This is a genomic window from Mesorhizobium sp. A556 (genome assembly GCF_054489545.1).
This window is the reverse complement of record NZ_JBTMXA010000013.1, coordinates 27,306-49,375: the sequence shown is the minus strand read 5'-3', so window position 1 is coordinate 49,375 and position 22,070 is coordinate 27,306. Positions and strand designations below refer to the sequence as shown.

The 22,070-nt window shown below is 62.6% G+C and carries 20 protein-coding genes; 10 read left to right on the top strand and 10 right to left on the bottom strand.

What is annotated here, in order from left to right; all coding sequences use genetic code 11:
* Window positions 1-10 precede the first annotated feature (10 nt).
* From ACX3P0_RS20690 to ACX3P0_RS20665, 6 genes are all read right to left on the bottom strand, one after another.
* Window positions 11-2,998, bottom strand: coding sequence for a 2-oxoglutarate dehydrogenase E1 component (locus ACX3P0_RS20690; protein WP_459091459.1), 2,988 nt, complete (start codon window positions 2,996-2,998; stop codon window positions 11-13).
* A 124-nt stretch (window positions 2,999-3,122) separates the two neighbouring features.
* Window positions 3,123-4,019: a succinate--CoA ligase subunit alpha gene (gene sucD, locus ACX3P0_RS20685; RefSeq protein ID WP_459091457.1), complete on the bottom strand. Its 897-nt coding sequence runs from the start codon at window positions 4,017-4,019 to the stop codon at window positions 3,123-3,125.
* A 4-nt stretch (window positions 4,020-4,023) separates the two neighbouring features.
* A complete protein-coding gene (gene sucC / locus ACX3P0_RS20680; protein WP_459091455.1) occupies window positions 4,024-5,220 on the bottom strand; it encodes an ADP-forming succinate--CoA ligase subunit beta in 1,197 nt (398 codons plus the stop codon).
* A 16-nt stretch (window positions 5,221-5,236) separates the two neighbouring features.
* Window positions 5,237-6,205 carry a malate dehydrogenase gene (gene mdh, locus ACX3P0_RS20675; protein ID WP_459078837.1) on the bottom strand — a complete coding sequence of 323 codons (969 nt, stop codon included), beginning with the start codon at window positions 6,203-6,205 and terminating at the stop codon, window positions 5,237-5,239.
* A gap of 302 nt (window positions 6,206-6,507) precedes the next feature.
* Complete coding sequence (gene zapE, locus ACX3P0_RS20670) at window positions 6,508-7,716, bottom strand: cell division protein ZapE (protein ID WP_459091453.1); 1,209 nt, start codon at window positions 7,714-7,716, stop codon at window positions 6,508-6,510.
* A 196-nt stretch (window positions 7,717-7,912) separates the two neighbouring features.
* Window positions 7,913-8,452: a protease inhibitor Inh/omp19 family protein gene (locus ACX3P0_RS20665; RefSeq protein ID WP_459078835.1), complete on the bottom strand. Its 540-nt coding sequence runs from the start codon at window positions 8,450-8,452 to the stop codon at window positions 7,913-7,915.
* Window positions 8,453-8,516: 64 nt separating this feature from the next.
* Here ACX3P0_RS20665 and ACX3P0_RS20660 point away from each other — a divergent pair, with 64 nt between their 5' ends.
* The 7 genes from ACX3P0_RS20660 (at window position 8,517) to ACX3P0_RS20630 (ending at window position 14,356) form a co-directional block, all read left to right on the top strand.
* Window positions 8,517-8,819: a hypothetical protein gene (locus ACX3P0_RS20660; RefSeq protein ID WP_459078834.1), complete on the top strand. Its 303-nt coding sequence runs from the start codon at window positions 8,517-8,519 to the stop codon at window positions 8,817-8,819.
* A gap of 71 nt (window positions 8,820-8,890) precedes the next feature.
* Window positions 8,891-9,772 carry a diaminopimelate epimerase gene (gene dapF / locus ACX3P0_RS20655; protein WP_459091451.1) on the top strand — a complete coding sequence of 294 codons (882 nt, stop codon included), beginning with the start codon at window positions 8,891-8,893 and terminating at the stop codon, window positions 9,770-9,772.
* Window positions 9,772-11,055, top strand: coding sequence for a tRNA (N(6)-L-threonylcarbamoyladenosine(37)-C(2))-methylthiotransferase MtaB (mtaB, locus tag ACX3P0_RS20650; RefSeq protein ID WP_459091449.1), 1,284 nt, complete (start codon window positions 9,772-9,774; stop codon window positions 11,053-11,055). The genes dapF and mtaB overlap by 1 nt, the downstream gene beginning before the upstream one ends.
* A gap of 13 nt (window positions 11,056-11,068) precedes the next feature.
* On the top strand, window positions 11,069-12,661 hold the full coding sequence (gene ftsY, locus ACX3P0_RS20645) for a signal recognition particle-docking protein FtsY (protein WP_459091447.1): 1,593 nt from the start codon (window positions 11,069-11,071) through the stop codon (window positions 12,659-12,661).
* 58 nt (window positions 12,662-12,719) lie between these two features.
* On the top strand, window positions 12,720-13,394 hold the full coding sequence (locus ACX3P0_RS20640) for a septation protein A (RefSeq protein WP_459091445.1): 675 nt from the start codon (window positions 12,720-12,722) through the stop codon (window positions 13,392-13,394).
* A gap of 67 nt (window positions 13,395-13,461) precedes the next feature.
* Window positions 13,462-13,995 carry an NADPH-dependent FMN reductase gene (locus ACX3P0_RS20635; protein ID WP_459091443.1) on the top strand — a complete coding sequence of 178 codons (534 nt, stop codon included), beginning with the start codon at window positions 13,462-13,464 and terminating at the stop codon, window positions 13,993-13,995.
* A 193-nt stretch (window positions 13,996-14,188) separates the two neighbouring features.
* Entirely contained in the window at window positions 14,189-14,356 is a 168-nt protein-coding gene (locus tag ACX3P0_RS20630) for a hypothetical protein (protein ID WP_459078829.1), read from the top strand.
* Window positions 14,357-14,502: 146 nt separating this feature from the next.
* Here ACX3P0_RS20630 and ACX3P0_RS20625 read toward each other — a convergent pair whose 3' ends face one another.
* The 4 genes from ACX3P0_RS20625 to ccmA form a co-directional block, all read right to left on the bottom strand.
* Window positions 14,503-15,084: a DsbE family thiol:disulfide interchange protein gene (locus tag ACX3P0_RS20625; RefSeq protein WP_459078828.1), complete on the bottom strand. Its 582-nt coding sequence runs from the start codon at window positions 15,082-15,084 to the stop codon at window positions 14,503-14,505.
* Window positions 15,085-15,098: 14 nt separating this feature from the next.
* On the bottom strand, window positions 15,099-15,272 hold the full coding sequence (gene ccmD / locus ACX3P0_RS20620; protein WP_459078827.1) for a heme exporter protein CcmD: 174 nt from the start codon (window positions 15,270-15,272) through the stop codon (window positions 15,099-15,101).
* A 120-nt stretch (window positions 15,273-15,392) separates the two neighbouring features.
* Window positions 15,393-16,058, bottom strand: coding sequence for a heme exporter protein CcmB (gene ccmB, locus ACX3P0_RS20615; protein WP_459091441.1), 666 nt, complete (start codon window positions 16,056-16,058; stop codon window positions 15,393-15,395).
* Between the two features lie 33 nt (window positions 16,059-16,091).
* Window positions 16,092-16,697 carry a heme ABC exporter ATP-binding protein CcmA gene (ccmA, locus tag ACX3P0_RS20610; RefSeq protein WP_459078825.1) on the bottom strand — a complete coding sequence of 202 codons (606 nt, stop codon included), beginning with the start codon at window positions 16,695-16,697 and terminating at the stop codon, window positions 16,092-16,094.
* 281 nt (window positions 16,698-16,978) lie between these two features.
* Here ccmA and acnA point away from each other — a divergent pair, with 281 nt between their 5' ends.
* The 3 genes from acnA to ACX3P0_RS20595 all read left to right on the top strand — a co-directional run bounded on the left by acnA (window position 16,979) and on the right by ACX3P0_RS20595 (window position 22,016).
* Window positions 16,979-19,669: an aconitate hydratase AcnA gene (acnA, locus tag ACX3P0_RS20605; RefSeq protein WP_459091439.1), complete on the top strand. Its 2,691-nt coding sequence runs from the start codon at window positions 16,979-16,981 to the stop codon at window positions 19,667-19,669.
* Window positions 19,670-19,838: 169 nt separating this feature from the next.
* Window positions 19,839-20,618 (top strand): DUF1223 domain-containing protein, encoded by a 780-nt coding sequence (locus ACX3P0_RS20600; RefSeq protein WP_459091437.1) that lies wholly within the window; start codon window positions 19,839-19,841, stop codon window positions 20,616-20,618.
* Window positions 20,619-20,762: 144 nt separating this feature from the next.
* On the top strand, window positions 20,763-22,016 hold the full coding sequence (locus ACX3P0_RS20595) for an ABC transporter substrate-binding protein (RefSeq protein WP_459091435.1): 1,254 nt from the start codon (window positions 20,763-20,765) through the stop codon (window positions 22,014-22,016).
* Window positions 22,017-22,070 lie beyond the last annotated feature (54 nt).

Here is a 22,070-nt window from a genome sequence, read left to right as displayed (position 1 = left end):
CGTTTCCGGGCTATCCACCGAGCGCGTCTTCGAGGAACGCGGCCAGTTGCGCCAGATGTTTTGACATCATGCCCGTTGCCGGCGAGGCGGCAGCCGGGCGACCTGTATAGCGCACGCGCTGATGCTTGGCGTCGATATGCGCCAGCACCCATTCCAGATAGGGATCGATGAAGGACCACGCACCCATGTTCTTGGGCTCTTCCTGGCACCACACCATCTCCGCGTTGCGGAAGCGCGACAGTTCGTTGATCAGCGCCTTGGCCGGGAACGGGTAGAGCTGTTCCACGCGCAGCAGATAGACGTCGTTGACGCCGCGCTTCTCGCGTTCCTCGTAGAGGTCGTAATAGACCTTGCCGGCACACAGCACGACGCGGCGGATCTTGCTATCCTTGACCAGCTTGATCGGCTGGTCGGCAAGATATTGCGCGTCGTCCCACAACAGGCGGTGGAACGAACTTTCGCCGGACATTTCGGCGATGGTCGAAACCGCCCGCTTGTGGCGCAGCAGCGACTTCGGCGTCATCAGGATCAGCGGTTTGCGAAAGTCGCGCTTCAACTGGCGGCGCAGGATATGGAAGTAGTTAGCCGGCGTCGTGACATTGGCGACCTGCATGTTGTCTTCCGCGCAGAGTTGCAGGAAGCGTTCCAGGCGGGCCGACGAATGCTCCGGTCCCTGCCCCTCATAGCCATGCGGCAGCAGGCAGACCAGGCCCGACATGCGAAGCCATTTGCGCTCGCCCGACGAGATGAACTGGTCGAACACCACCTGCGCGCCGTTGGCAAAGTCGCCGAACTGCGCCTCCCACAGCGTCAACGCCTTGGGCTCGGCCAGGCTGTAGCCATATTCGAAGCCGAGCACGGCTTCTTCCGACAGCATGGAGTTGACGACCTCATAGTTGGCTTGCGCCGCCGAGAGGTTGTTGAGCGGGATATAGCGGTTCTCGTCGCGCTGGTCGTACAGCACGGAATGGCGCTGCGAGAAGGTGCCACGCTCCGAGTCCTGGCCGGAAAGCCGGATCGGATTGCCGTCGAGCAGGATCGCGCCGAAAGCCAGCGCCTCGCCGGTCGACCAGTCGATGCCCTCGCCGGTTTCGATGGCGTGGCGGCGGTGTTCGAGGAAGCGGCCAATGGTGCGGTGCGCCTCGAAATCCTTCGGCACTTCGGTCAGCTTCTTGCCTATTTCCTTGAGAATCTTGACCGGCACCGCCGTCTTGCCGCGCCGCTGCTCGTCCTCATTGTCGGCGGTGCGCAGGCCCGACCACGCGCCGTCCAGCCAGTCGGCCTTGTTGGGCTTGTAGTGCTGGCCGTTCTCCCATTCCTCTTCCAGATGCGCGCGCCAGTCGGCTTTCATCTTGTCGAATTCGGCCTGGTTGACGTGTCCTTCCGCGATCAGCCGCTCGCCGTAAAGCTGGAGGGTCGTCTTGTGGGCGCGGATCGAGCGGTACATGATCGGCTGCGTGAACGCCGGCTCATCGCCTTCGTTGTGACCGAAGCGGCGATAGCAGAACATGTCCACCACAACCGGCTTGCAGAACTTCATGCGGAATTCGATCGCTACCTTGGTGGCGTGAACCACGGCTTCCGGATCGTCGCCGTTGACGTGGAAGATCGGTGCTTCGATCATCTTGGCGACGTCGGACGGATAGGGCGACGAACGCGAAAAACGCGGATTGGTGGTGAAGCCGATCTGGTTGTTGATGATGAAATGCAGCGTGCCGCCGACGCGGTGGCCGCGCAGGCCCGACAGCCCCAGTATCTCGGCGATGACGCCCTGGCCGGCAAACGCCGCGTCGCCATGCAGCAGCAGCGGCAGCACCTTGGCGCGTTCCTCCTGCGGCACGATCTCCTCGCGCGTGCGGCCGAACAGATGGTCCTGCTTGGCGCGCGCCTTGCCCATCACCACCGGGTCGACGATTTCCAGATGCGAGGGGTTGGCCGTCAGCGACAAATGCACCTTGTTGCCGTCGAATTCACGATCCGACGAGGCGCCGAGATGGTACTTCACGTCGCCCGAGCCTTCGACATCATCGGGAGCCGCCGAGCCGCCCTTGAACTCGTGGAAGATGGCGCGGTGCGGCTTGGCCATCACCTGGGAGAGCACGTTGAGGCGGCCGCGATGGGCCATGCCGAGCACGATTTCCTTCATGCCGAGCTGGCCGCCGCGCTTGACGATCTGCTCCAGCGCCGGGATCAGTGATTCGCCGCCGTCGAGGCCGAAGCGCTTGGTGCCCTTGTACTTGACGTCGATGAACTGCTCAAAACCTTCCGCCTCGACCAGTTTTTGCAGGATTGCCTTCTTGCCTTCGGCCGTGAAGGTGATTTCCTTGTTCGCACCCTCGATGCGCTCCTGAATCCAGGCCTTCTCCTCGGGGTCGGAAATGTGCATGAACTCGACGCCGAGCGTCGAGCAATAGGTGCGGGTAAGAATTTCCAGCATCTGCCGGACGGTGCCGAACTCCAACCCGAGCACGTTGTCGAGAAAGATCGGCCGGTCGAAATCGGCTTCGGTGAAGCCGTAATTCTGCGGCGAAAGCTCGTTGTAGTCTTCAAGCTCAGCCGCGATGCCGAGCGGATCGAGGCGGGCATGCAAATGGCCGCGCATGCGGAAAGCGCGGATCATCATGATGGCATGCACGGAATCGCGCGTCGCCTGATGCACGTCGGCGTCGGAAAGCGTGTTGCCGTTGACGACCGCCTTGTCCTTGATCTTCTTGTCGATGACCTTTTCGATCAGGCCCCAATTGCCGTCGAGCGCCGAAACAAGCTCGCCATTGGCCTGCAGCGGCCAGGACGGGCGCTTCCACGATGCGCCCCGTGCATTCTTGCGAACGTCGCCGGCATCGTCCTGCAGCGAGGCGAAGAAGGCCTGCCATTCGGGATCGACCGATGCCGGGTCGTCCTCATAGGCGGCATGCAACGCCTCGATGTAGTCGGCATTGCCGCCATACAGAAAAGAGGTCAGCGAAAATTGGTCGTTGGCCTGATCTTGTCTCGACATGTCGCTCCCGAAGCCTTTGGGCCTCGTCTCCTTGTTGGAGCGAATAGAGAGTAGCGAATGGCGAGTAGGGATTTTGCCGGCCCCCGCATTTTTCGCTACTCGCTACTCCCTATTTCGCTGCTCACTATGCCTTGATCGCTTCAACCAGTGTCGTGCCGAGCCGGGCCGGCGACGGCGAAACCTTGATGCCGGCGGCTTCCATCGCCGCGATCTTGTCTTCCGCACCGCCCTTGCCGCCGGAAATAACGGCGCCCGCATGGCCCATGGTGCGGCCGGCCGGCGCCGTGCGCCCGGCGATGAAGCCGGCCATCGGCTTCCTGCGGCCGCGCTTGGCCTCGTCGATGATGAACTGCGCTGCGTCTTCTTCCGCCGAACCGCCGATCTCGCCGATCATGATGATCGACTTGGTCTCGTCGTCGGCGAGGAACATCTCGAGCATGTCGATGAACTCGGTACCTTTCACCGGATCGCCGCCGATGCCGACAGCCGTGGACTGGCCAAGGCCGGCATTAGTGGTCTGGAACACCGCCTCATAGGTAAGGGTTCCGGAGCGGGAAACAACGCCGACCGAGCCCTTCTTGAAGATGTTGGCGGGCATGATGCCGATCTTGCACTGGTCGGGCGTGACGATGCCGGGGCAGTTCGGGCCGATCAGCCGCGATGTCGAACGGTCGAGCCGCGCCTTGACCTTGATCATGTCCATCACTGGAATGCCCTCGGTGATGCAGACGATCAGCGGGATTTCGGCCTCGATCGCCTCGATGATGGCGGCTGCGGCCCCTGCCGGCGGCACATAGACGACGGACGCGTTGGCGCCGGTCTTGGCCTTGCCTTCGGCGACGGTGGCGAAGATCGGCAACGGCGCGCTGCCGTCCCACGTTTCGCCGCCCTTCTTGGGGTGGATGCCGCCGACCATCTGCGTGCCGTGATAGGCCAGCGCCTGTTCGGTATGGAACGAACCGGTCTTGCCGGTCAGGCCCTGGACGAGGATTTTCGTGTTCTTGTCGATGAGAATGGACATGCGATCAGTTTCCCTTCACCGCCGAGACGATCTTCTTGGCGGCGTCGTCGAGGTCGTCGGCCGAAATGACGTTGAGGCCGCTCTCGTTGATGATCTTCTTGCCAAGGGCGACGTTGGTACCCTCGAGGCGCACCACCAGCGGGACCGTGAGGCCGACTTCCTTGACCGCCGCGACCACGCCCTCGGCAATGACATCGCATTTCATGATGCCGCCGAAGATGTTGACGAGAATGCCCTTCACGGCCGGATCGGCGGTGATGATCTTGAACGCAGCCGTCACCTTCTCCTTGGTCGCGCCACCGCCGACATCGAGGAAGTTAGCCGGCTCCGCGCCATAGAGCTTTATGATATCCATGGTCGCCATAGCAAGGCCGGCGCCATTGACCATGCAGCCGATATTGCCGTCGAGGGCGACATAGGCGAGGTCGTATTTCGACGCCTCGATTTCCTTGGCATCCTCTTCCGTGGTGTCGCGCAGTTCGAGCACGTCGGGGTGACGAAACAGCGCGTTGTTATCGAACGACACCTTGGCGTCGAGCACGCGCAGGCGGCCGTTGGTCATGACGATCAGCGGATTGACCTCCAGCAGGCTCATGTCCTTTTCGACAAAGGCCTTGTAGAGGATCGAGAAAAGCTTTTCGCCGTCCGTGGCCGCTTCGCCGGTCAGCTTCAGCGCCGCATTCAGCGCCTTCAAATCGTCGGCGCTTACGCCGGCTTCCGGGTCGATCGCCACCGTGATGATCTTTTCAGGCGTGTCATGCGCGACCGCCTCGATGTCCATGCCACCCTCGGTCGAAACGACGAAGGCAACGCGGCCGACGGTGCGGTCGACCAGGATCGACAGATAAAGCTCGCGGTCGATGTCGGCACCGTCTTCGATATAGAGGCGGTTGACCTGCTTGCCGGCCGGGCCGGTCTGCTTGGTCACCAGAGTATGGCCCAGCATCTCGTTGGCGTTGGCGACGACTTCGGCCACCGACTTCGACAGCCGCACGCCGCCCTTGGCATCGGCGGAAAGTTCCTTGAACTTGCCCTTGCCGCGGCCGCCGGCATGGATCTGGCTCTTCACCACATAGAGCGGGCCGGGCAGTTGCTTCGCTGCCGCTTCCGCCTCGTCCGCCTTGAACACCGGCACGCCTTCGGCCACCGGTGCGCCAAAACCCTTCAGAAGGGCCTTGCCCTGATATTCATGGATGTTCATCGGCAAAGCCTCCGGGTTATTTCTTGGCCAGTTGCGGCGCGATCGCGACGCATGCGTCGGTCAGGCCCTTCACGGTCGCGACGGAAGACTCGAACATCTTCTGCTCGGCCTTGTTGAGGTCGATCTCGATGATCCGCTCGACACCGCCGGCGCCGATCACCACCGGCACGCCGACATAGGTGTCCTTCAAGCCGTACTGGCCGTTGAGATGGGCGGCGCAGGGCAGCACGCGCTTCTTGTCCTTGAGGTAGCTCTCGGCCATCTGGATGGCGGACGCCGCCGGCGCGTAGAAGGCCGAACCCGTCTTGAGCAGGCCGACGATCTCGGCGCCGCCGTCGCGGGTGCGCTGCACGATCTGGTCGAGCTTTTCCTTCGAGGTCCAGCCCATCTTGATCAAATCGGGCAGCGGAATGCCGGAAACCGTCGAATAGCGGATCATCGGGACCATGGAATCGCCGTGGCCGCCAAGCACGAAGGCGGTGACGTCTTCGACCGAAACCTTGAATTCCTCGGCGAGGAAATAGCGGAAGCGCGCCGAGTCCAGCACGCCGGCCATGCCGACGACATGGGTCTTGGGCAGGCCAGAGAACTTCTGCAGCGCCCAGACCATGGCGTCGAGCGGATTGGTGATGCAGATGACGAACGCCTTGGGCGCGTATTTCTTCAGGCCGGCACCGACCTGCTCCATGACCTTCAAATTGATGCCCAGAAGATCGTCGCGGCTCATGCCGGGCTTGCGCGGCACGCCAGCGGTAACGATGCACACATCCGCGCCCTCGATGCCGGCATAGTTGTTGACGCCGGTCAGACGGCTGTCGAACCCGTCGACGGGCGACGATTGGGCGATGTCCAGCGCCTTGCCTTGCGGCGTGCCTTCGGCGATGTCGAAAAGCACCACGTCGCCGAGGTCTTTCTGGCCGATCAGGTGAGCGAGCGTGCCGCCGATCATGCCGGAGCCGATGAGCGCTATCTTGTTGCGTGCCATTTGAGGATGTTTTCCCTTATATCTGAGACGGCGCCAGAATGGCGTCGAGGAGAGGCCGACCGATGCGGGGGAACCGCGCGATTTCGCCGCACCCCATAGCCCCCTTGGGAAAAAACTTCAACGATTATTTCCGCATGAATAAATTCAATCGGTTAGAACCATCGGGACTTACGTAAACGTCAAAATATACTCTAGCTTTCCCGTAGAATTACATCAGACACGGTCAAACCGGAAGCGTATCCGGCTGCGATGACGGCCTTGTGATGCCGGCTGGCTGCCGGCCCGGCACCAGACGGCGGGTTTTACGGAGAAGCGGATGCGACAGGCGCGGTTTCTTCCGCCGCTTCCTTACGCCGCTTCGCCCAGTCTTCCAGCCAGTCGCGGCTCTGCATCTCGATCAGCCGCGAGGCCGTGCGGTCGAATTCGAAGGCTTCCGTGACGCCCGGCCGGCCGGCATAGAGGCCGTCGGGAGAGGTATCGGCGCTCAGGACAAGGCGCTTGCGCCTGTCGTAGAGCGTGTCGATCAAAAGGATGAAGCGTTTCGTGGCGCTTCGCAGCGTCGGGTCGAGCACCGGCACCCGATCGACGAAGAAAGTATCGAAACGGTCGGCAAGCACCTTGTAGTCGCGCGCGCCGAGCGGCGCCTCGCAAAGTTCGGCGAAGGTAAACCGGGCTGCATCGCCAGCCGCGAGCGGCACCTGCAAATGCCTGCCCTTCAGCGTCAAGGTCATCCCGGCGGCCGGTTCGCCATGCGTCATCGCCGCCCAGGCCTCGTCCATCGTGCGGTCGGCCGCTTCGCCGTTCGGCGTCATGTAGACCGGCGTGCGCGCCAGTTTCTCCAGCCGGTAGTCCTTGTCGGCGTCGAGCGAAACGACAGCGGTGTACCGCTCCAGAATGGCGATGAACGGCAAAAACAACTGGCGGTTAAGCCCGTCGCGATAAAGGTCCTGCGGCGCGACGTTGGAGGTGGCGACCAGCACCACACCGTTGGAAAACAGCGCCGAAAACAGCCGCGACAGGATCATCGCATCGGCGATGTCGGTGACGGAAAATTCGTCGAAGCACAGCACCCACGCCTCGTCGGCCAGCGCTCGCGCCACCGGCGGGATAGGGTCGTCTTCCTTGACGTCGCCGTTCTTGCGCGCCTGCCGGTGCTTCTGGATGCGATCCTGCACGTCGGCCATGAAATCGTTGAAATGCACGCGGCGCTTGCGCCGAACCGGGACAAGTTCGAAGAACATGTCCATGAGCATGGTCTTGCCACGGCCAACGCTGCCATGGATGTAGAGGCCTTTGACGGTCTCGCGCGTTTCGCGCTTTCTGGCGAACAGCCAGCCCAGCGCGCTGGATTTGTGGGCGAGCCGCTTCGCCGAAAGCTCGTCGATCAGGCGGTCGAGCGCGACCGCAATCTGTTCTTGCGCAAGGTCGCGCTCGATAATGCCGCCGGCCACTTCATGGTCGTAGCGCTGGCGCACGGTCGCACGGGTCTGGAGGCCGTCGCGCAAATGCATCGGTCAAGCCGTTCCTGGAAAGGTGAAGCGGGCTAGTGGAATGAATTTGACATTCGATACCCGCTTGATGTCGGCCTCGAGATCGAATGTCAAATTTAAAAATTCCACTAGATCATAGACTTGCTAGTGGTTCTCCTGTTTCCAACATTTGCCCTACGCCTGATACAAATGGGATGCAAATGTTGGAAACGAACCACTAGCGCGTCAACGAGATCGGCAGGCCGGTGGAGGTCTGGCCATCGAATTTAGAGCCGCCGGAAGAATAGAGCCGGGCCAGCGTGCCGCCGTCATTGTCATAGAGGGTCAGTTGCTTGCCGGCCACGTTCCACGACTTCACGCCATCAAGGGGAGCCGGGCAGCGCAACGGTCCGGCGCGATAACCCTGGCCGAACTTGGTCTGCGGGGTCGCTACCTTGCAGCTCTGGCCGGAGACGTTGGCGTTCCACACACCGGCGACGCTCGATGCGGTGAGGTCGGCGGCCGCAGCGGGAGCCGAGCCGTCCGTCGGCAACGCAGCGACCTGCGTATTCTGCGGCGCGGTCGGGAACTGCGACGGATCGGTGCTGGCTGGCCCGGAGGGCGGCGGCAACTGGTTGGAGGTGACCTGGCCGGCGGGTGCGGCCTGCAGGGGTTCGGGCCTGGTCGAATCCATCGACGAGAAGCGCGTGCTCGTGCAGCCGCTCGCCAGCAGGGCGCCCAGCGCCATGGCCATCAGACCGGTTTTCGAGAATGTCATGCCAACCTCCGCGACCCATAGCGGGCGCAATTCGATAAAATCCCACCCTACCAACAAGGGTAAGATGGCAGAATTTCAACCCGATATGCTTAAAAAACGGTTTGCAGCCGAGTATGTTGTAATTTTGCATCATGGTGCGGAACGGGAAACGACCATGCCGCGTTATCCCCCACAACCAAAAGGGGGCCTCATTATGATCAAATGGATCGTCATACTTCTCGTCGTTTCGGTGATAGCGAGCGCCTTGGGCTATCGCGGTGTTGCCGGCACGACGTCGCGCATCGCTTCGTTCCTGATCGCGGCGGTACTGGTGGTCGTGGCCGTGGTGCTGCTGCTGTTCGCCTTGGCCGGCGGCGGCGTTTGGTAGGGCCTCGTCACTGGTAATTCCCGGCCGTTTCCGCCATATAGGCGCAAACCGGCAAGAGATTTTCTATTACCATGGCAGGCGCGGCTCCTTTCGCCAAGATGAACGGCATCGGCAACGAGATCATCGTCGCCGACATGCGCGGCCGTGCCGATCGGGTGACCGCTGAGGCCGCCATTGCGCTCAATGCCGACGCTTCGACCCGGTTCGACCAGATCATGGCGATCCACGATGCGCGCACACCGGGCACGGCCTACTTCATCGACATCCTGAACTCGGACGGCAGCGGCGCGCAGGCCTGCGGCAACGGCACGCGCTGCGTCGTGCAGGCGCTGGCCGCCGAGACCGGCCAGAGCACATTCACCTTCGAGACCGTCGCCGGCATCCTCAATGCAAAGCAGCATGACGACGGCTCGATCTCGGTGGACATGGGCGTACCGCGTTTCAGATGGCAGGACATTCCGCTGGCGGAAGAATTCCGCGACACCCGCATGATCGAGTTGCAGATCGGCCCGATCGACGCGCCGGTGCTGCATTCGCCCTCGGTGGTGTCGATGGGCAATCCGCACGCCATCTTCTGGGTCGACCGCGATGTCTGGTCCTACGAACTCGACCGCTTCGGCCCGCTCTTGGAAAACCATCCGATCTTTCCCGAAGGCGCCAACATCACCATCGCGCAGGTGACGTCGCCCGAGACGATGGCGATCCGCACCTGGGAACGCGGCGCCGGCCTGACCAAGGCCTGCGGCTCGGCTGCCTGTGCTTCGGCCGTTGCCGCGGCGCGCACGAAACGCACCGGGCGCAGCGTCATGCTGCAGGCTCCCGGCGGCCAGCTGCATGTCGAATGGCGCGAGGACGACCATGTCGTGCTGACGGGTGCCGCCGAATGGGAATTTTCCGGCAATTTCGACCCTGCCACGGGCGCTTGGGCGCGCGATGTCGAGAGCGTGGCGTGATGGGCATCGAAATTGTCACATTCGGCTGCCGGCTCAACACCTACGAGTCCGAAGTGATGCGGCGCGAGGCCAAGGCGGCCGGCCTTGGCGCGCTGGCTGGTGGCGCGATCATCATCAACACCTGCGCCGTCACCGGCGAGGCGGTTCGCCAGGCAAAACAGTCGATCCGCAAGGCGCGCCGCGAACATCCCGAAGCGAAAATCATCGTCACCGGCTGCGCGGCACAGACCGCGCCGCAGGATTTTTCCGCGATGGACGAGGTCGATCTGGTGCTCGGCAACGAGGAAAAACTGCACAGCCACAATTATCGCGCGCTGCCGGATTTCGGCGTCAACGATTTCGAGAAAGCGCGCGTCAACGACATCTTTTCGGTGCGCGAGACGGCCAGCCACATGGTCGACGCCATCGAGGGCCGCGCCCGCGCCTTCGTGCAGGTGCAGAACGGCTGCGACCATCGCTGCACCTTCTGCATCATCCCCTACGGTCGCGGAAATTCGCGCTCGGTGCCGATCGGCGGCGTGGTCGAGCAGGTCAAGCGCCTTGCCGGCAACGGCTATGCGGAGGTCGTGCTGACCGGCGTCGACATGACCAGTTTTGGCGGCGACCTGCCGGGCGCACCGAAGCTGGGAAAGCTGGTCAAAACCATCCTGAAACAGGTGCCAGAGGTGAAGCGGCTCAGGCTTTCCTCCATCGATTCCATCGAGGCCGACGCCGAGTTGCTGGAGGTCATCGCCAGCGAGCGTCGGCTGATGCCGCACCTGCACCTGTCGCTGCAATCGGGCGACGACATGATCCTGAAACGCATGAAACGCCGTCATTTACGCGACGATTCCATTCGTTTTTGCGCGGAAATCCGTAAAATTCGGCCAGAAATCGTCTTTGGAGCCGATATTATCGCCGGTTTTCCGACCGAAACGGACGAAATGTTCGAGAATTCCATCAAGATTGTCGAGGAATGCGGGCTGACGCATCTGCACGTTTTTCCGTTTTCGCCGCGCGAAGGCACGCCTGCCGCGCGCATGCCGCAGGTGCGGCGCGAAGTCGTCAAAGAGCGCGCCGCACGCCTCCGGGCCGCTGGTGATGCGGCCTATCGCAAGCATCTCGGTTCATTGGCTGGTACGCATCAGTCAATCCTCATTGAGCGCGACGGGCTTGGCCGCACTGAGGGTTTTACCATGGCCGCCATCGCCGCCGGCTCTCCGGGCGAGATCATTGAGGCGACCATAACCGGGCATGACGGCACCAAGCTGGTCGCCGCGCCCCTCGCCGCGCAAGCGGCCTGAGAAGACAATCCGCATGGCATTTGGTTTCATCAAGAAAGTCTTTTCCTTCGGCAAGAAGGAAGTGGTCGAGGAGCGGCCGGACGAGGCGACGCCTCTGCCGCCGCTGAATTTCGAAGCGCTGGAAGGATTGAAGCCGGCCGCCGAGCAGGTCGTGCCTGAATTTTTGAAGCGCGAAGAGATTGCGCCGGCGGAGCCCGTTGCGGAGACGCCCGCCGAGCCGGAACAGCTGACGCCGGCTGAACCGAAGCCGGAGCCTGCCGCCCCGGAAGTGGAACCTGAGCCGGAAACGCAGCCCGAACCGGCTCCGGTCGAAGTGCCGGAAAAGCCGGAACCGGCGCGGCCCGAGCCTGCCGAACAGCCCGCGCCGACACCCCCGGAAATCCCGGTTGAGCCTGTCGTGCCCGAACCTGTTCCGGCCCCTGCACCCGTTCCAACACCGGCTCCGCAAGAAATCCCCGAGCCGGAACCGGAACCGAGTGAGCCGGAAGTGGTGGAAGTTCCGCCGCCGCCCGCTGAAATCCCGTCTCCGCCTGTGGAAGTCACACCTCCATCCGCCCAGACACAGCCGCCGCTCGCCGAAACGGCGTTGGCCCCGGCTGCTCCCAAACCGGCCCCCGGCAAGGTTACCGTCGCCAAAAAAGTAGAAAAAAAAGCCGAACCGAGCCCCGCGCCCGAACCGGTTGCGCCGAGGCTTTCCTGGTTCCAGCGCATGCGCGAGGGGTTGGCGCGGTCGTCGAAGGAACTGTCGGGCAACATCGCCGGTGTCTTCACCCGCAGGAAGCTGGACGAGGACACGCTGCAGGATCTGGAGGATGTGCTGATCCGCGCCGATCTCGGCATGGAGACGGCGCTGCGCATCACCGATGCGCTATCGGCCAGCCGCTACGGCAAGGAAGTGTCCGACGCCGACGTGCGCACCATCATGGCCGCCGAGGTGGAAAAAGTGCTGGCGCCGGTCGCCATGCCGCTGGAACTCGACCTTTCGCACAAGCCGCATGTGGTGCTGGTTGTCGGCGTCAACGGCACCGGCAAGACCACCACCATCGGCAAGCTCGCGGCCAAACTCACCGAGGGCGGGCTGTCTGTCATGCTGGCGGCGGGCGATACCTTTCGTGCCGCCGCAATCGAGCAGTTGAAGATATGGGGCGAGCGCACCAATTCGCCGGTCGTCTCGAGCAAGCTCGGCGCGGATGCGGCGGGCCTCGCCTATGATGCCTTCGAGCAGGCGAAAGCGGCCGGCGCCGACGTACTCATCATCGACACCGCCGGGCGGCTGCAAAACAAGACCGAACTGATGGCGGAACTGGAAAAGATCGTGCGCGTGCTGGGCAAGCTCGACCCGGATGCGCCGCATACGGTGCTGCAAACGGTGGACGCCACCACTGGCCAGAATGCACTCAACCAGGTCGAAATCTTCCGCAACATCGCCGGCGTCAACGGGCTGGTCATGACCAAGCTGGACGGCACCGCGCGCGGCGGCATTTTGGTGGCGATCGCGGCCAAGCACAAATTGCCGGTCTATTTCATCGGCGTCGGCGAGCAGGTCGAAGACCTCGAACCGTTCTCGGCCAACGAATTCGCGCGGGCAATCGCAGGGGTAGGGTAACTTTGATGTCAACTCTCTACGTTGCCCCCTTGTCCCCCCTTTTCGCGGAAACCCAAGCATGACCCCTATTGTCGAACGCGACCCGTCCGAAGACCCGCAGAAAAGCAGGAAGGAAAGCGTCAATCCGGCGCTCAAGCTGGTGCTGGAACTCGGGCCCCTGATGGTCTTCTTCTTCGCCAATGCGCGCGGCGAATGGCTGGTGCAAAAATTCCCGGCGCTGGCTGAACTCGGCGGTCCGATCTTCATCGCCACCGGCCTGTTCATGGCCGCGACCGCGATTGCGCTCGCCGTGTCGTGGCTGCTCACCCGCACCTTGCCGATGATGCCGCTGATATCCGGCGTCGTCGTCTTCATCTTCGGCGCGCTGACCCTCTATCTGCAAAACGACGTTTTCATCAAGATGAAGCCGACCATCGTCAACGCGCTGTTTGGCGGCATCCTGCTCGGCGGACTTCTCTTCGGAAAATCGCTGCTCGGCTACGTCTTCAATTCGGCTTTCAGCCTCGACGCCGAAGGCTGGCGCAAGCTCACCTTTCGCTGGGGCCTGTTTTTCTTCGTGCTCGCCGTGCTGAACGAGGTGGTCTGGCGCAATTTCTCGACCGATTTCTGGGTCGCGTTCAAGGTGTGGGCGACGATGCCGATCACCATCGTGTTCACCATCAGCCAGATGCCGCTGATCCTGCGCCACTCGCTGGACAACAAGAGCGGGGATAGCGGCAAGGCCGGCAAATAGCGCATCGGCCGGCTGACGGCCGGCCATGCTATAGTCGGGCGCGACTCGCTTGATGGATTGATCGTCCTTGCTGAATTTACTGGCCATTTCCGGCAGCTTGCGCGCCGCCTCGACCAATTCCGCCTTGATTGCCGCATTGGCAGCGGTCGTTCAGCCCTTTTGCCGCATTCATACCTATGACAGCCTGGGCCGGTTGCCCATCTTCAATCCGGACGACGAGGGTTCGCGCACCCCGGACGAGGCGACGCTGCTCATCGATGCTGTCACCCGGTCGGACGGCATCATCCTTTCCTGTCCCGAATATGCCCATGGCGTGCCGGGCGGCCTGAAGAACGCGCTTGACTGGCTGGTGTCGCGCGACGCCGCCGTCGGCAAGCCCGCCATGCTCGTGCACGCCTCGGCACGCTCGCTATATTGCCGCGCGGCGCTGAGCGAGATCATGCGGACGATGTCGTTTTCGCTGCATGAGGGGCCGGAACTGGAGGTTCCCCTGCTCGGCAAGAAACCGCCGGAAATGCACGCGATCCTGACGAAGCCGGTAACGATGGCCTCGATGCGCGAGCATCTGTCGACCTTTTGCGAATTTGTAAGCGGCCGTTAGAGCGTCCTTTCATTGAGCATCGGAGTAATCCGAAAATCGGGTTCCACTTTCGGTCCGATGCTTTAGGCGCCATGCGCCTGACGCAATGCTGCAATGCAGCATATTCCTTTTGCGCCGCACGCACACTATGTCATGCTGCGTATGTGATCTGGGAGGAACAATCGTGCCGCCAGCGGCACAGAAAGGAACCGCCATGATCTTCGAAAGCCTTATCCAGGGCGCGCGCAACCGCCACGCGAAGCGCAAGCGCTACAACCAGCTTGTCAACGAGATCAACAGCTTGAGCCAGCGCGACCTTGCCGATATGAACGGCAACCGCTCGGAAATGCTGCATCACGCCCACAAGGAAGTGTTCGGCTGATTGCCGCTTCCTGCGCGCAGGAACAAGAGAGCATCGGACCGAAAAGTGGTTACCGGTTTTCGGAAAATCCGATGCTCAAACAGAAAGATGGAGTGTCGGGCCGGATTGATCTCGTCAATTCGGCCCGGACTCTATTCCGGCCCAAGTTAATCCGGCTTGGCCCGCGCCTTTTCGATCTCGGGAAGCAGCAGCGCCTGCACGGATTGGGGCGTCAGCGGGCCGACATGCTTGTAGGCGATCTTGCCGTCCTTGCCGATGACGAAGGTTTCCGGCACGCCATAGACGCCCCAGTCGATCGCCGTGCGGCCGGCTCCATCGACGCCCACCGCTTGATACGGATTGCCGAGATCGCCGAGGAAACGGAGCGCGTTCTGCGGCTTGTCCTTGTAGTTCAGCCCCGCCATCACATAGCTTTTGTCCCTCGATAACGCGAGCAGGACCGGATGTTCCTCGCGGCATGGCGCGCACCAGGAAGCAAACACGTTGAGCACGGTCACCTTGCCGGCGAATTCCTTGGAATCGAGGCCTGGCAGGTTGGTGCCTTCAAGCGGGGGAAGATGCGTTGCCGGCGCCGTCAGCCCGATCAGCGCCGAGGGCACGTCCGCACTGTCGCGGCCCGACATCAATTGCGACAGGAACACGCCGGCCAGCCCGAGAAAGATCAGCAGCGGTAGAACCACGAAAAGGCGGCGCTTCGGCTTGGCTGCCCTGTCTGGTTCAACGCTCATGTCTGGTTCAACGCTCACGGCTTGGCCGCCTTCGCCTTGTCGGAGCGGCGGCGAATGCCGGCCGCTTCCAGTTCCGCCAGTTCGCGCTTGCGTGCCCGCTGGTCAAGCAACACCCAACCAATCAGTCCGATAAGAGCCACGGCGGTGATGCCATAGGCCGCCGTCACATAAAGGGCATGCGCGCTCATGCGAAACGCCTCGCGCCAGCGTAGTTCGACTTCATCCGTACCGCGTAATTTCGAATGACCATGTCTTTCCTTAGCGTCGGGCCGTTGCCGGCGCAATCAGCCGCCGTGCCGCAGGTGGGCTCAGTCCGTGCCCTGCCGCAGCGCCAGTGCCGCCGCGAGCGGGCCGATCACCGCGAAGAACAGCGTCAAGGCGGCAAGAATGAGGAAGGGCGGCAGGAACGGGTCCGGCTCGGCCACCGCGCCGTAGCTTGCCGAGACGCCGAAGATCAGCACCGGAATGGTCAGCGGCAGCACCAGCACGGAGATCAGCAGGCCGCCGCGCGGCAACGCAACCGCGACCGCAGCGCCGACAGCGCCGATAAAGGCGATCGCCGGCGTGCCGACGAGCAGCGTCAGGGCAGCCGCCCCGATGCCGATCGGCTCCATGTTCATGAACAGGCCGAGAACGGGCGCGGCGATCACCAGCGGCAGCACGTTTGCCGTCCAGTGCGCGAGGCATTTGACCAGCACGGTCAGCGCCAGCATATGGCGGTCGCGCGCCAGCACCAGGAGGTCAAGCGAGCCGTCCTCGCGCTCCGCCTGGAACAGCCGATCAAGGCCAAGCAACGATGCCAGCAGCGCCCCGATCCACACGATGGCCGGGCCGATGCGGGCCAGCAGGTTCAAATCCGGTCCAACGCCAAAGGGAATCGTGACGATGACGGCCAGAAAGAAAATAACCCCGGTCAGCGCCCCGCCGCCGGCGCGGACGGAAAGTTTCAGGTCGCGGAGGTAGAGAGCTAGCACTATCGAGTTTCTCCGAGGGGGGCGCGAAGAGGCTCAGGCATCCCCGTCCATCCGCAATTCCTGTGCTTCGATGCCCAGCGGCAGATGCGTGGCGGCGACGAGAATGCCACCGTCGCGGCAGTATGTCGCCATCAGCCCGGAAAAGCGTTGCGCCGAAGCGTTGTCCAGCCCCGCGGTCGGTTCGTCCAGCAGCCAGAGCGGGCGGCGCGAAACCAGCAGCCGGGCTATCGCGGCGCGGCGCCGCTGGCCGGTCGACAGATAGCCAAAGGGCAGGTGGCCGATCCCGCCAAGGCCGACGACTTCCAGAGCTTCCTCGGTGCTCAATTGCGTCTCGCCGCAGAAATCGCGCCAGAAGCACAGGTTTTCCGTGACGCTGAGCGTCGGCTTCATCGCGTTCTGATGGCCGAGATAGTGGCAGGCAGAGGCAACCGTCGGGAACGCCTCGCCGCCGTCTTCGAAAGCGACGCGCCCGCTCGCCGCCGGCAAAAGACCCGCGATAATGCGAAGCAGCGTCGATTTTCCCGAACCGTTCGGGCCGGTAACGACAAGCGCTTTTCCCTTTTCCAACGAAAAGCCGATATTGGAAAACACGGTTTCGCCACCGCGTTCGCCGCTCAAATTCTCGGCGATGAGCCGCATCGTTCCCCCTTGGCCTGACGTTCGGCCGCAATATGCGGGCGGCGCGGTAAAAATGGCGATTCTGTGTCTAGAACTATTCCAGAATAAACTCTATATGCGAGCCATCCGTGCCAGCGGTCGGCGCGGGAACAGAATTTGCACCGGACCAGTGTGCGTGTCGCCTTGAACGACCGGACATCAGGGAGCGGACAGCGGAAATGGCCGTACCCGCACCCTTGCGCGTGATTGCATGCCATCGGCGTCCCTTCCCTTCCGGCTGAACAGACCAGAATGGGATCGCAATGTCCAAATCTCTCGATAGTTTCAATTGTCGCCGTACCCTGACCGCAGGGGATGCGGAATATGTCTATTTCAGCCTCATCGAAGCTGAAAAGAACGGCCTCACCGGCATCGCCCAACTGCCCTATTCGATGAAGGTGCTGCTGGAAAACCTGTTGCGCAACGAGGACGGCCGTACTGTCACCAAGGCGTCGATCCAGGCAGTGGCCGACTGGCTGACCGACAAGGGCACCGCCGGCGTCGAGATCGCCTATCGCCCGGCCCGCGTCTTGATGCAGGACTTTACCGGCGTTCCGGCCGTGGTCGATCTGGCGGCTATGCGCGACGCCATGGTGTCGCTGGGCGGCGATCCGCAGAAAATCAACCCGCTGGTGCCCGTCGATCTGGTCATCGACCACTCGGTCATCGTCGACGAGTTCGGCACGCCGATGGCGTTCGCCCGCAACGTCGAACTGGAATACGAACGCAACGAAGAGCGCTACAAGTTCCTGAAATGGGGCCAGCAGGCGTTCCGCAACTTCCGCGTGGTGCCGCCCGGCACCGGCATCTGCCATCAGGTCAATCTCGAATATCTCGGCCAGGTCGTGTGGACCAATTCCGAAGACGGCGAAACGACCGCCTATCCCGACACCTGCGTCGGCACCGATTCGCACACCACCATGATCAACGGCCTTGGCGTTCTCGGCTGGGGCGTCGGCGGCATCGAGGCGGAAGCGGCCATGCTCGGCCAGCCCGTTTCCATGCTGTTGCCTGAAGTCATCGGCTTCCGCCTGACCGGCAAGGTCAAGGAAGGCGTCACCGCCACCGACCTGGTGCTGACCGTGACCCAGATGCTGCGCAAGAAGGGCGTCGTCGGCAAATTCGTCGAGTTCTTCGGCCCCGGCCTGTCCTCGATGACGCTGGCCGACCGCGCCACCATCGGCAACATGGCGCCGGAATATGGCGCGACCTGCGGCTTCTTCCCCGTCGACGTCGAGACGGTGCGTTATCTGCATATGTCCGGCCGCACCGAGGCCCGCATCGCGCTGGTCGAGGAATATTCCAAGGCGCAAGGCATGTGGCGCGACAATTCCTCGGCCGATCCGGTCTTCACCGACATGCTCGAACTCGACCTCGGCGATGTCGTGCCTTCCATGGCCGGCCCCAAGCGTCCGGAAGGCCGCCAGGCGCTGGAAGACATTCCGGCCGGCTTCGCCACGGCGATGGAAACGGAATACAAGAAGGCTGCCGAAATCCACAAGCGCTACCCCGTCGAGGGCACAAGCCACGATCTCGGCCATGGCGACGTCGTCATCGCCGCGATCACGTCTTGCACCAACACGTCCAACCCGAGCGTTTTGATCGGGGCCGGCCTGCTCGCCCGCAACGCCAACCGGCTCGGCCTCAAGCAGAAGCCGTGGGTGAAGACCTCGCTGGCGCCCGGCTCCCAGGTGGTTGCCGAATATCTGGAAAAGTCCGGCCTGCAGAAGGAACTCGACCAGATCGGCTTCAACCTCGTCGGCTTCGGCTGCACCACCTGCATCGGAAACTCGGGTCCCTTGCCGCCGGCGATCTCCAAGGCCATCAACGACAAGGGCTTGATCGTCGCGGCGGTGTTGTCCGGCAACCGCAATTTCGAGGGCCGCGTCTCGCCCGACACGCAGGCAAACTACCTCGCCTCGCCTCCGCTGGTGGTGGCGCATGCGCTGGCCGGCACTGTGACGAAGGACCTCACCACCGAACCGCTGGGCGAGGATCGCGACGGCAAGCCGGTCTATCTGAAGGACATCTGGCCAAGCTCTGCCGAAATCCAGGAGTTCATCGAAAAGAACGTCACGCGCGAACTGTTCGCCCGCAAATATGCCGACGTCTTCAAGGGCGACGAGAACTGGCAGAAGGTACAAGCGCCGGCTGGCCAGACCTACGCCTGGGACGACAATTCGACCTATGTGCAAAATCCGCCCTATTTCGAAGGCATGACGGCCGGCTTCGGCTCGATCGCCGACATCAAGGGCGCGCGCGTGCTTGGCCTGTTCGGCGACAAGATCACCACCGACCACATCTCGCCGGCAGGTTCGATCAAGGCGGCGTCGCCCGCCGGAAAATACCTCACCGATAATGGCGTCGCCGTCACCGACTTCAACCAGTACGGCACGCGGCGCGGCAACCATGAGGTGATGATGCGCGGCACCTTCGCCAATATCCGCATCCGCAACCACATGCTGGGCGAAAACGGCCGCGAGGGCGGCTACACGATCCACTATCCGTCCAAGGAAGAGGAATCGATCTACGACGCGGCCATGCAGTACAAGCAGGAAGGCGTGCCGCTGGTCGTCTTTGCCGGCGTCGAATACGGCAACGGTTCGTCGCGCGACTGGGCGGCCAAGGGCACCAATCTGCTCGGCGTGCGCGCGGTCATCGCCCAGTCGTTCGAGCGTATCCACCGCTCGAACCTGGTCGGCATGGGCGTCGTTCCCTATACTTTCGAGGAAGGCACTTCCTGGGCCTCGCTCAACCTCAAGGGCGACGAACTGGTCGAGATCGACGGGCTTTCCTCGATCAAGCCGCGCCAGAAGATGATCGCCAAGGTGACCTATGGCGACGGTTCGGTGAGACAAGTGCCGATCCTGTGCCGCATCGATACGCTGGACGAACTCGACTACTTCAAGAACGGCGGCATCCTGCAATATGTGCTGCGCGATCTGGCGGCGTAACCGCCCTTTCATCCGCGAATGCCAACCGCCGGAGCGAAAGCTCCGGCGGTTTTGTTTGTGGCGGCGAAAAATTTCACCGCAACGTGACTTCCCGTTGAGGGCCGCTTCTGCCACATATTTTAGAGATAACAAGAAGAGCCGGCATCACCGGCGCAATCGCGGAACGGCCATGGCATTTCCAAATTTTCTGCGGCTGGCGGCAGCAGCGGCGCTGGCGTTGACGGCTTTGGCCGACACCGCCCTTGCCGACGAGACGCAGACCGAAGGCACCCCCTTGGGTGTGGTGGAACTGTTTACCAGCCAGGGTTGCAGTTCCTGCCCGCCCGCCGACGAGATTTTCGCCGATTTGGCGGCCCGGCCGGACATCGTGGCGCTCGCCTACCATGTCGACTACTGGGACTATCTCGGCTGGAAGGACACGCTGAGCAGCAAGAAGAACACCGAACGGCAATATGCCTATATGCGCGCCTTCGGCAGCCGGTCCGTCTATACGCCGCAGGCCGTCATCAACGGCCGCACCCATGTCAACGGCGCCAACCGCCATGCTGTGAACGACACGCTGGCCGGCATGAAAAAGGCGGGCCAGGGCATGAGCGTTTCGCTCAAGGTCAGCCGCACCGACGATGGCGTCATCATCGATGCCGGCGATGCGGGCGCCAATCCGGCCGTGCCACCCAACGCCCACCTCATCCTCGTCTTTTTCGACGCGCCTCAGATCATCAGCATCGGCAATGGCGAAAATAACGGCCGCAAGGAAACATACTGGAACGCGGTTTCGGAAATCCAGACCGCCGGCATGTGGCACGGCAAGGCGCAGCGCTACGAATTGCCGATGAGCGAGATCGCCAAAAAGGGCGGCTGCGCAGCACTTTTGCAGGCCGTCGGCAAGGACGGCCTGCCGGGTCCCATTCTCGGCGCGGCCATGATCCACAACCCTTCCCCGAAATAGCTTCAGCGCAGGCGAGGCGGCGACCTTGATCTTTGAATCGATTGAAAAGGCGTTGCGCTTCGCCAACGACACGCCTTATGCTTCGCCCATGGTTGGCAAGTTCCGGTATAGGCCGGCCAGTTACCCAAGGGAGGAAGTAGGAATATGTTGCGCAAACTTCTTATCGGAACGGCTCTGGCGTCAGCCTTTGCGTTCGCGGCCCACGCCGAAGACGTCAAGGAAGTCCAGATGCTGCACTGGTGGACGTCCGGCGGCGAAGCGGCCGCGCTGAACGTGCTCAAGCAGGATCTGTCCAAGGAAGGCTATGCCTGGAAGGACGTGCCGGTGGCGGGCGGCGGCGGCGACGCTGCCATGACCGCGCTGAAGGCGATGGTCGCGGCCGGCAATTATCCGACCGCCTCGCAGATGCTCGGCTACACCGTGCTCGACTATGCCGCCGCCGGCGTCATGGGCGACCTGACGGAGACGGCGACGAAGGAAGGCTGGGACAAGGTCGTTCCCGCCGCTCTGCAGAAGTTTTCCGTCTATGACGGAAAATGGGTCGCCGTGCCGGTAAACGTCCACTCGGTCAACTGGCTGTGGGTCAACAAGGCGGTGATGGAAAAGATCGGCGGCACCGAGCCGAAGAACTTCGATGAATTCCTGGCGCTGCTCGACAAGGCGAAAGCAGCCGGCGTCACCCCGCTGGCGCTTGGCGGCCAGGACTGGCAGGAAGCCATTCTGTTCGACGACGTCGTACTTTCCACCGGCGGCCCGGAGTTCTACAAGAAGGCGTTCAACGACCTCGACGAGGAGGCGCTCAAATCCGACACGATGAAGAAGGCGTTCGACAATCTCGCCAAGCTGATCCCCTATGTCGACGCCAATTTCGCGGGCCGCGACTGGAACCTTGCGACCGCCATGGTCATCAAGGGCGACGCGCTGGTGCAGGTGATGGGCGATTGGGCAAAGGGCGAGTTCACCGCCGCCAAGAAGAAGGCGGGCGACGACTTCCTGTGCTATCGCTTCCCCGGTACGGATGGCAGCGTGGTCTATAACTCCGACATGTTCGGCATGTTCAATGTTCCCGACGACCGCAAGGCCGCCCAGATCGCATTGGCCACGGCGACGCTGTCGAAGAGCTTCCAGTCGGCGTTCAACGTGGTCAAGGGCTCGGTTCCGGCCCGCACCGACGTGCCCGATACCGACTTCGACGCCTGCGGCAAGAAGGGCATCGCCGATTTGAAGGCGGCCAATGACGGCGGCACGCTGTTCGGCTCGCTGGCGCAGGGCTACGGCGCACCGCCGGCCGTCGCCAATGCCTACAAAGACGTGGTGTCGAAATTCGTCCACGGCCAGATCAAGACCTCCGACGAAGCCGTAACCCAGCTCGTCCAGGCGATCGACGACGCCAGATAGGCGCCTGAACAAGCGAAAGAGCCTTCCCGCGCGAGCGGGGAGGCTTCCTTCAAC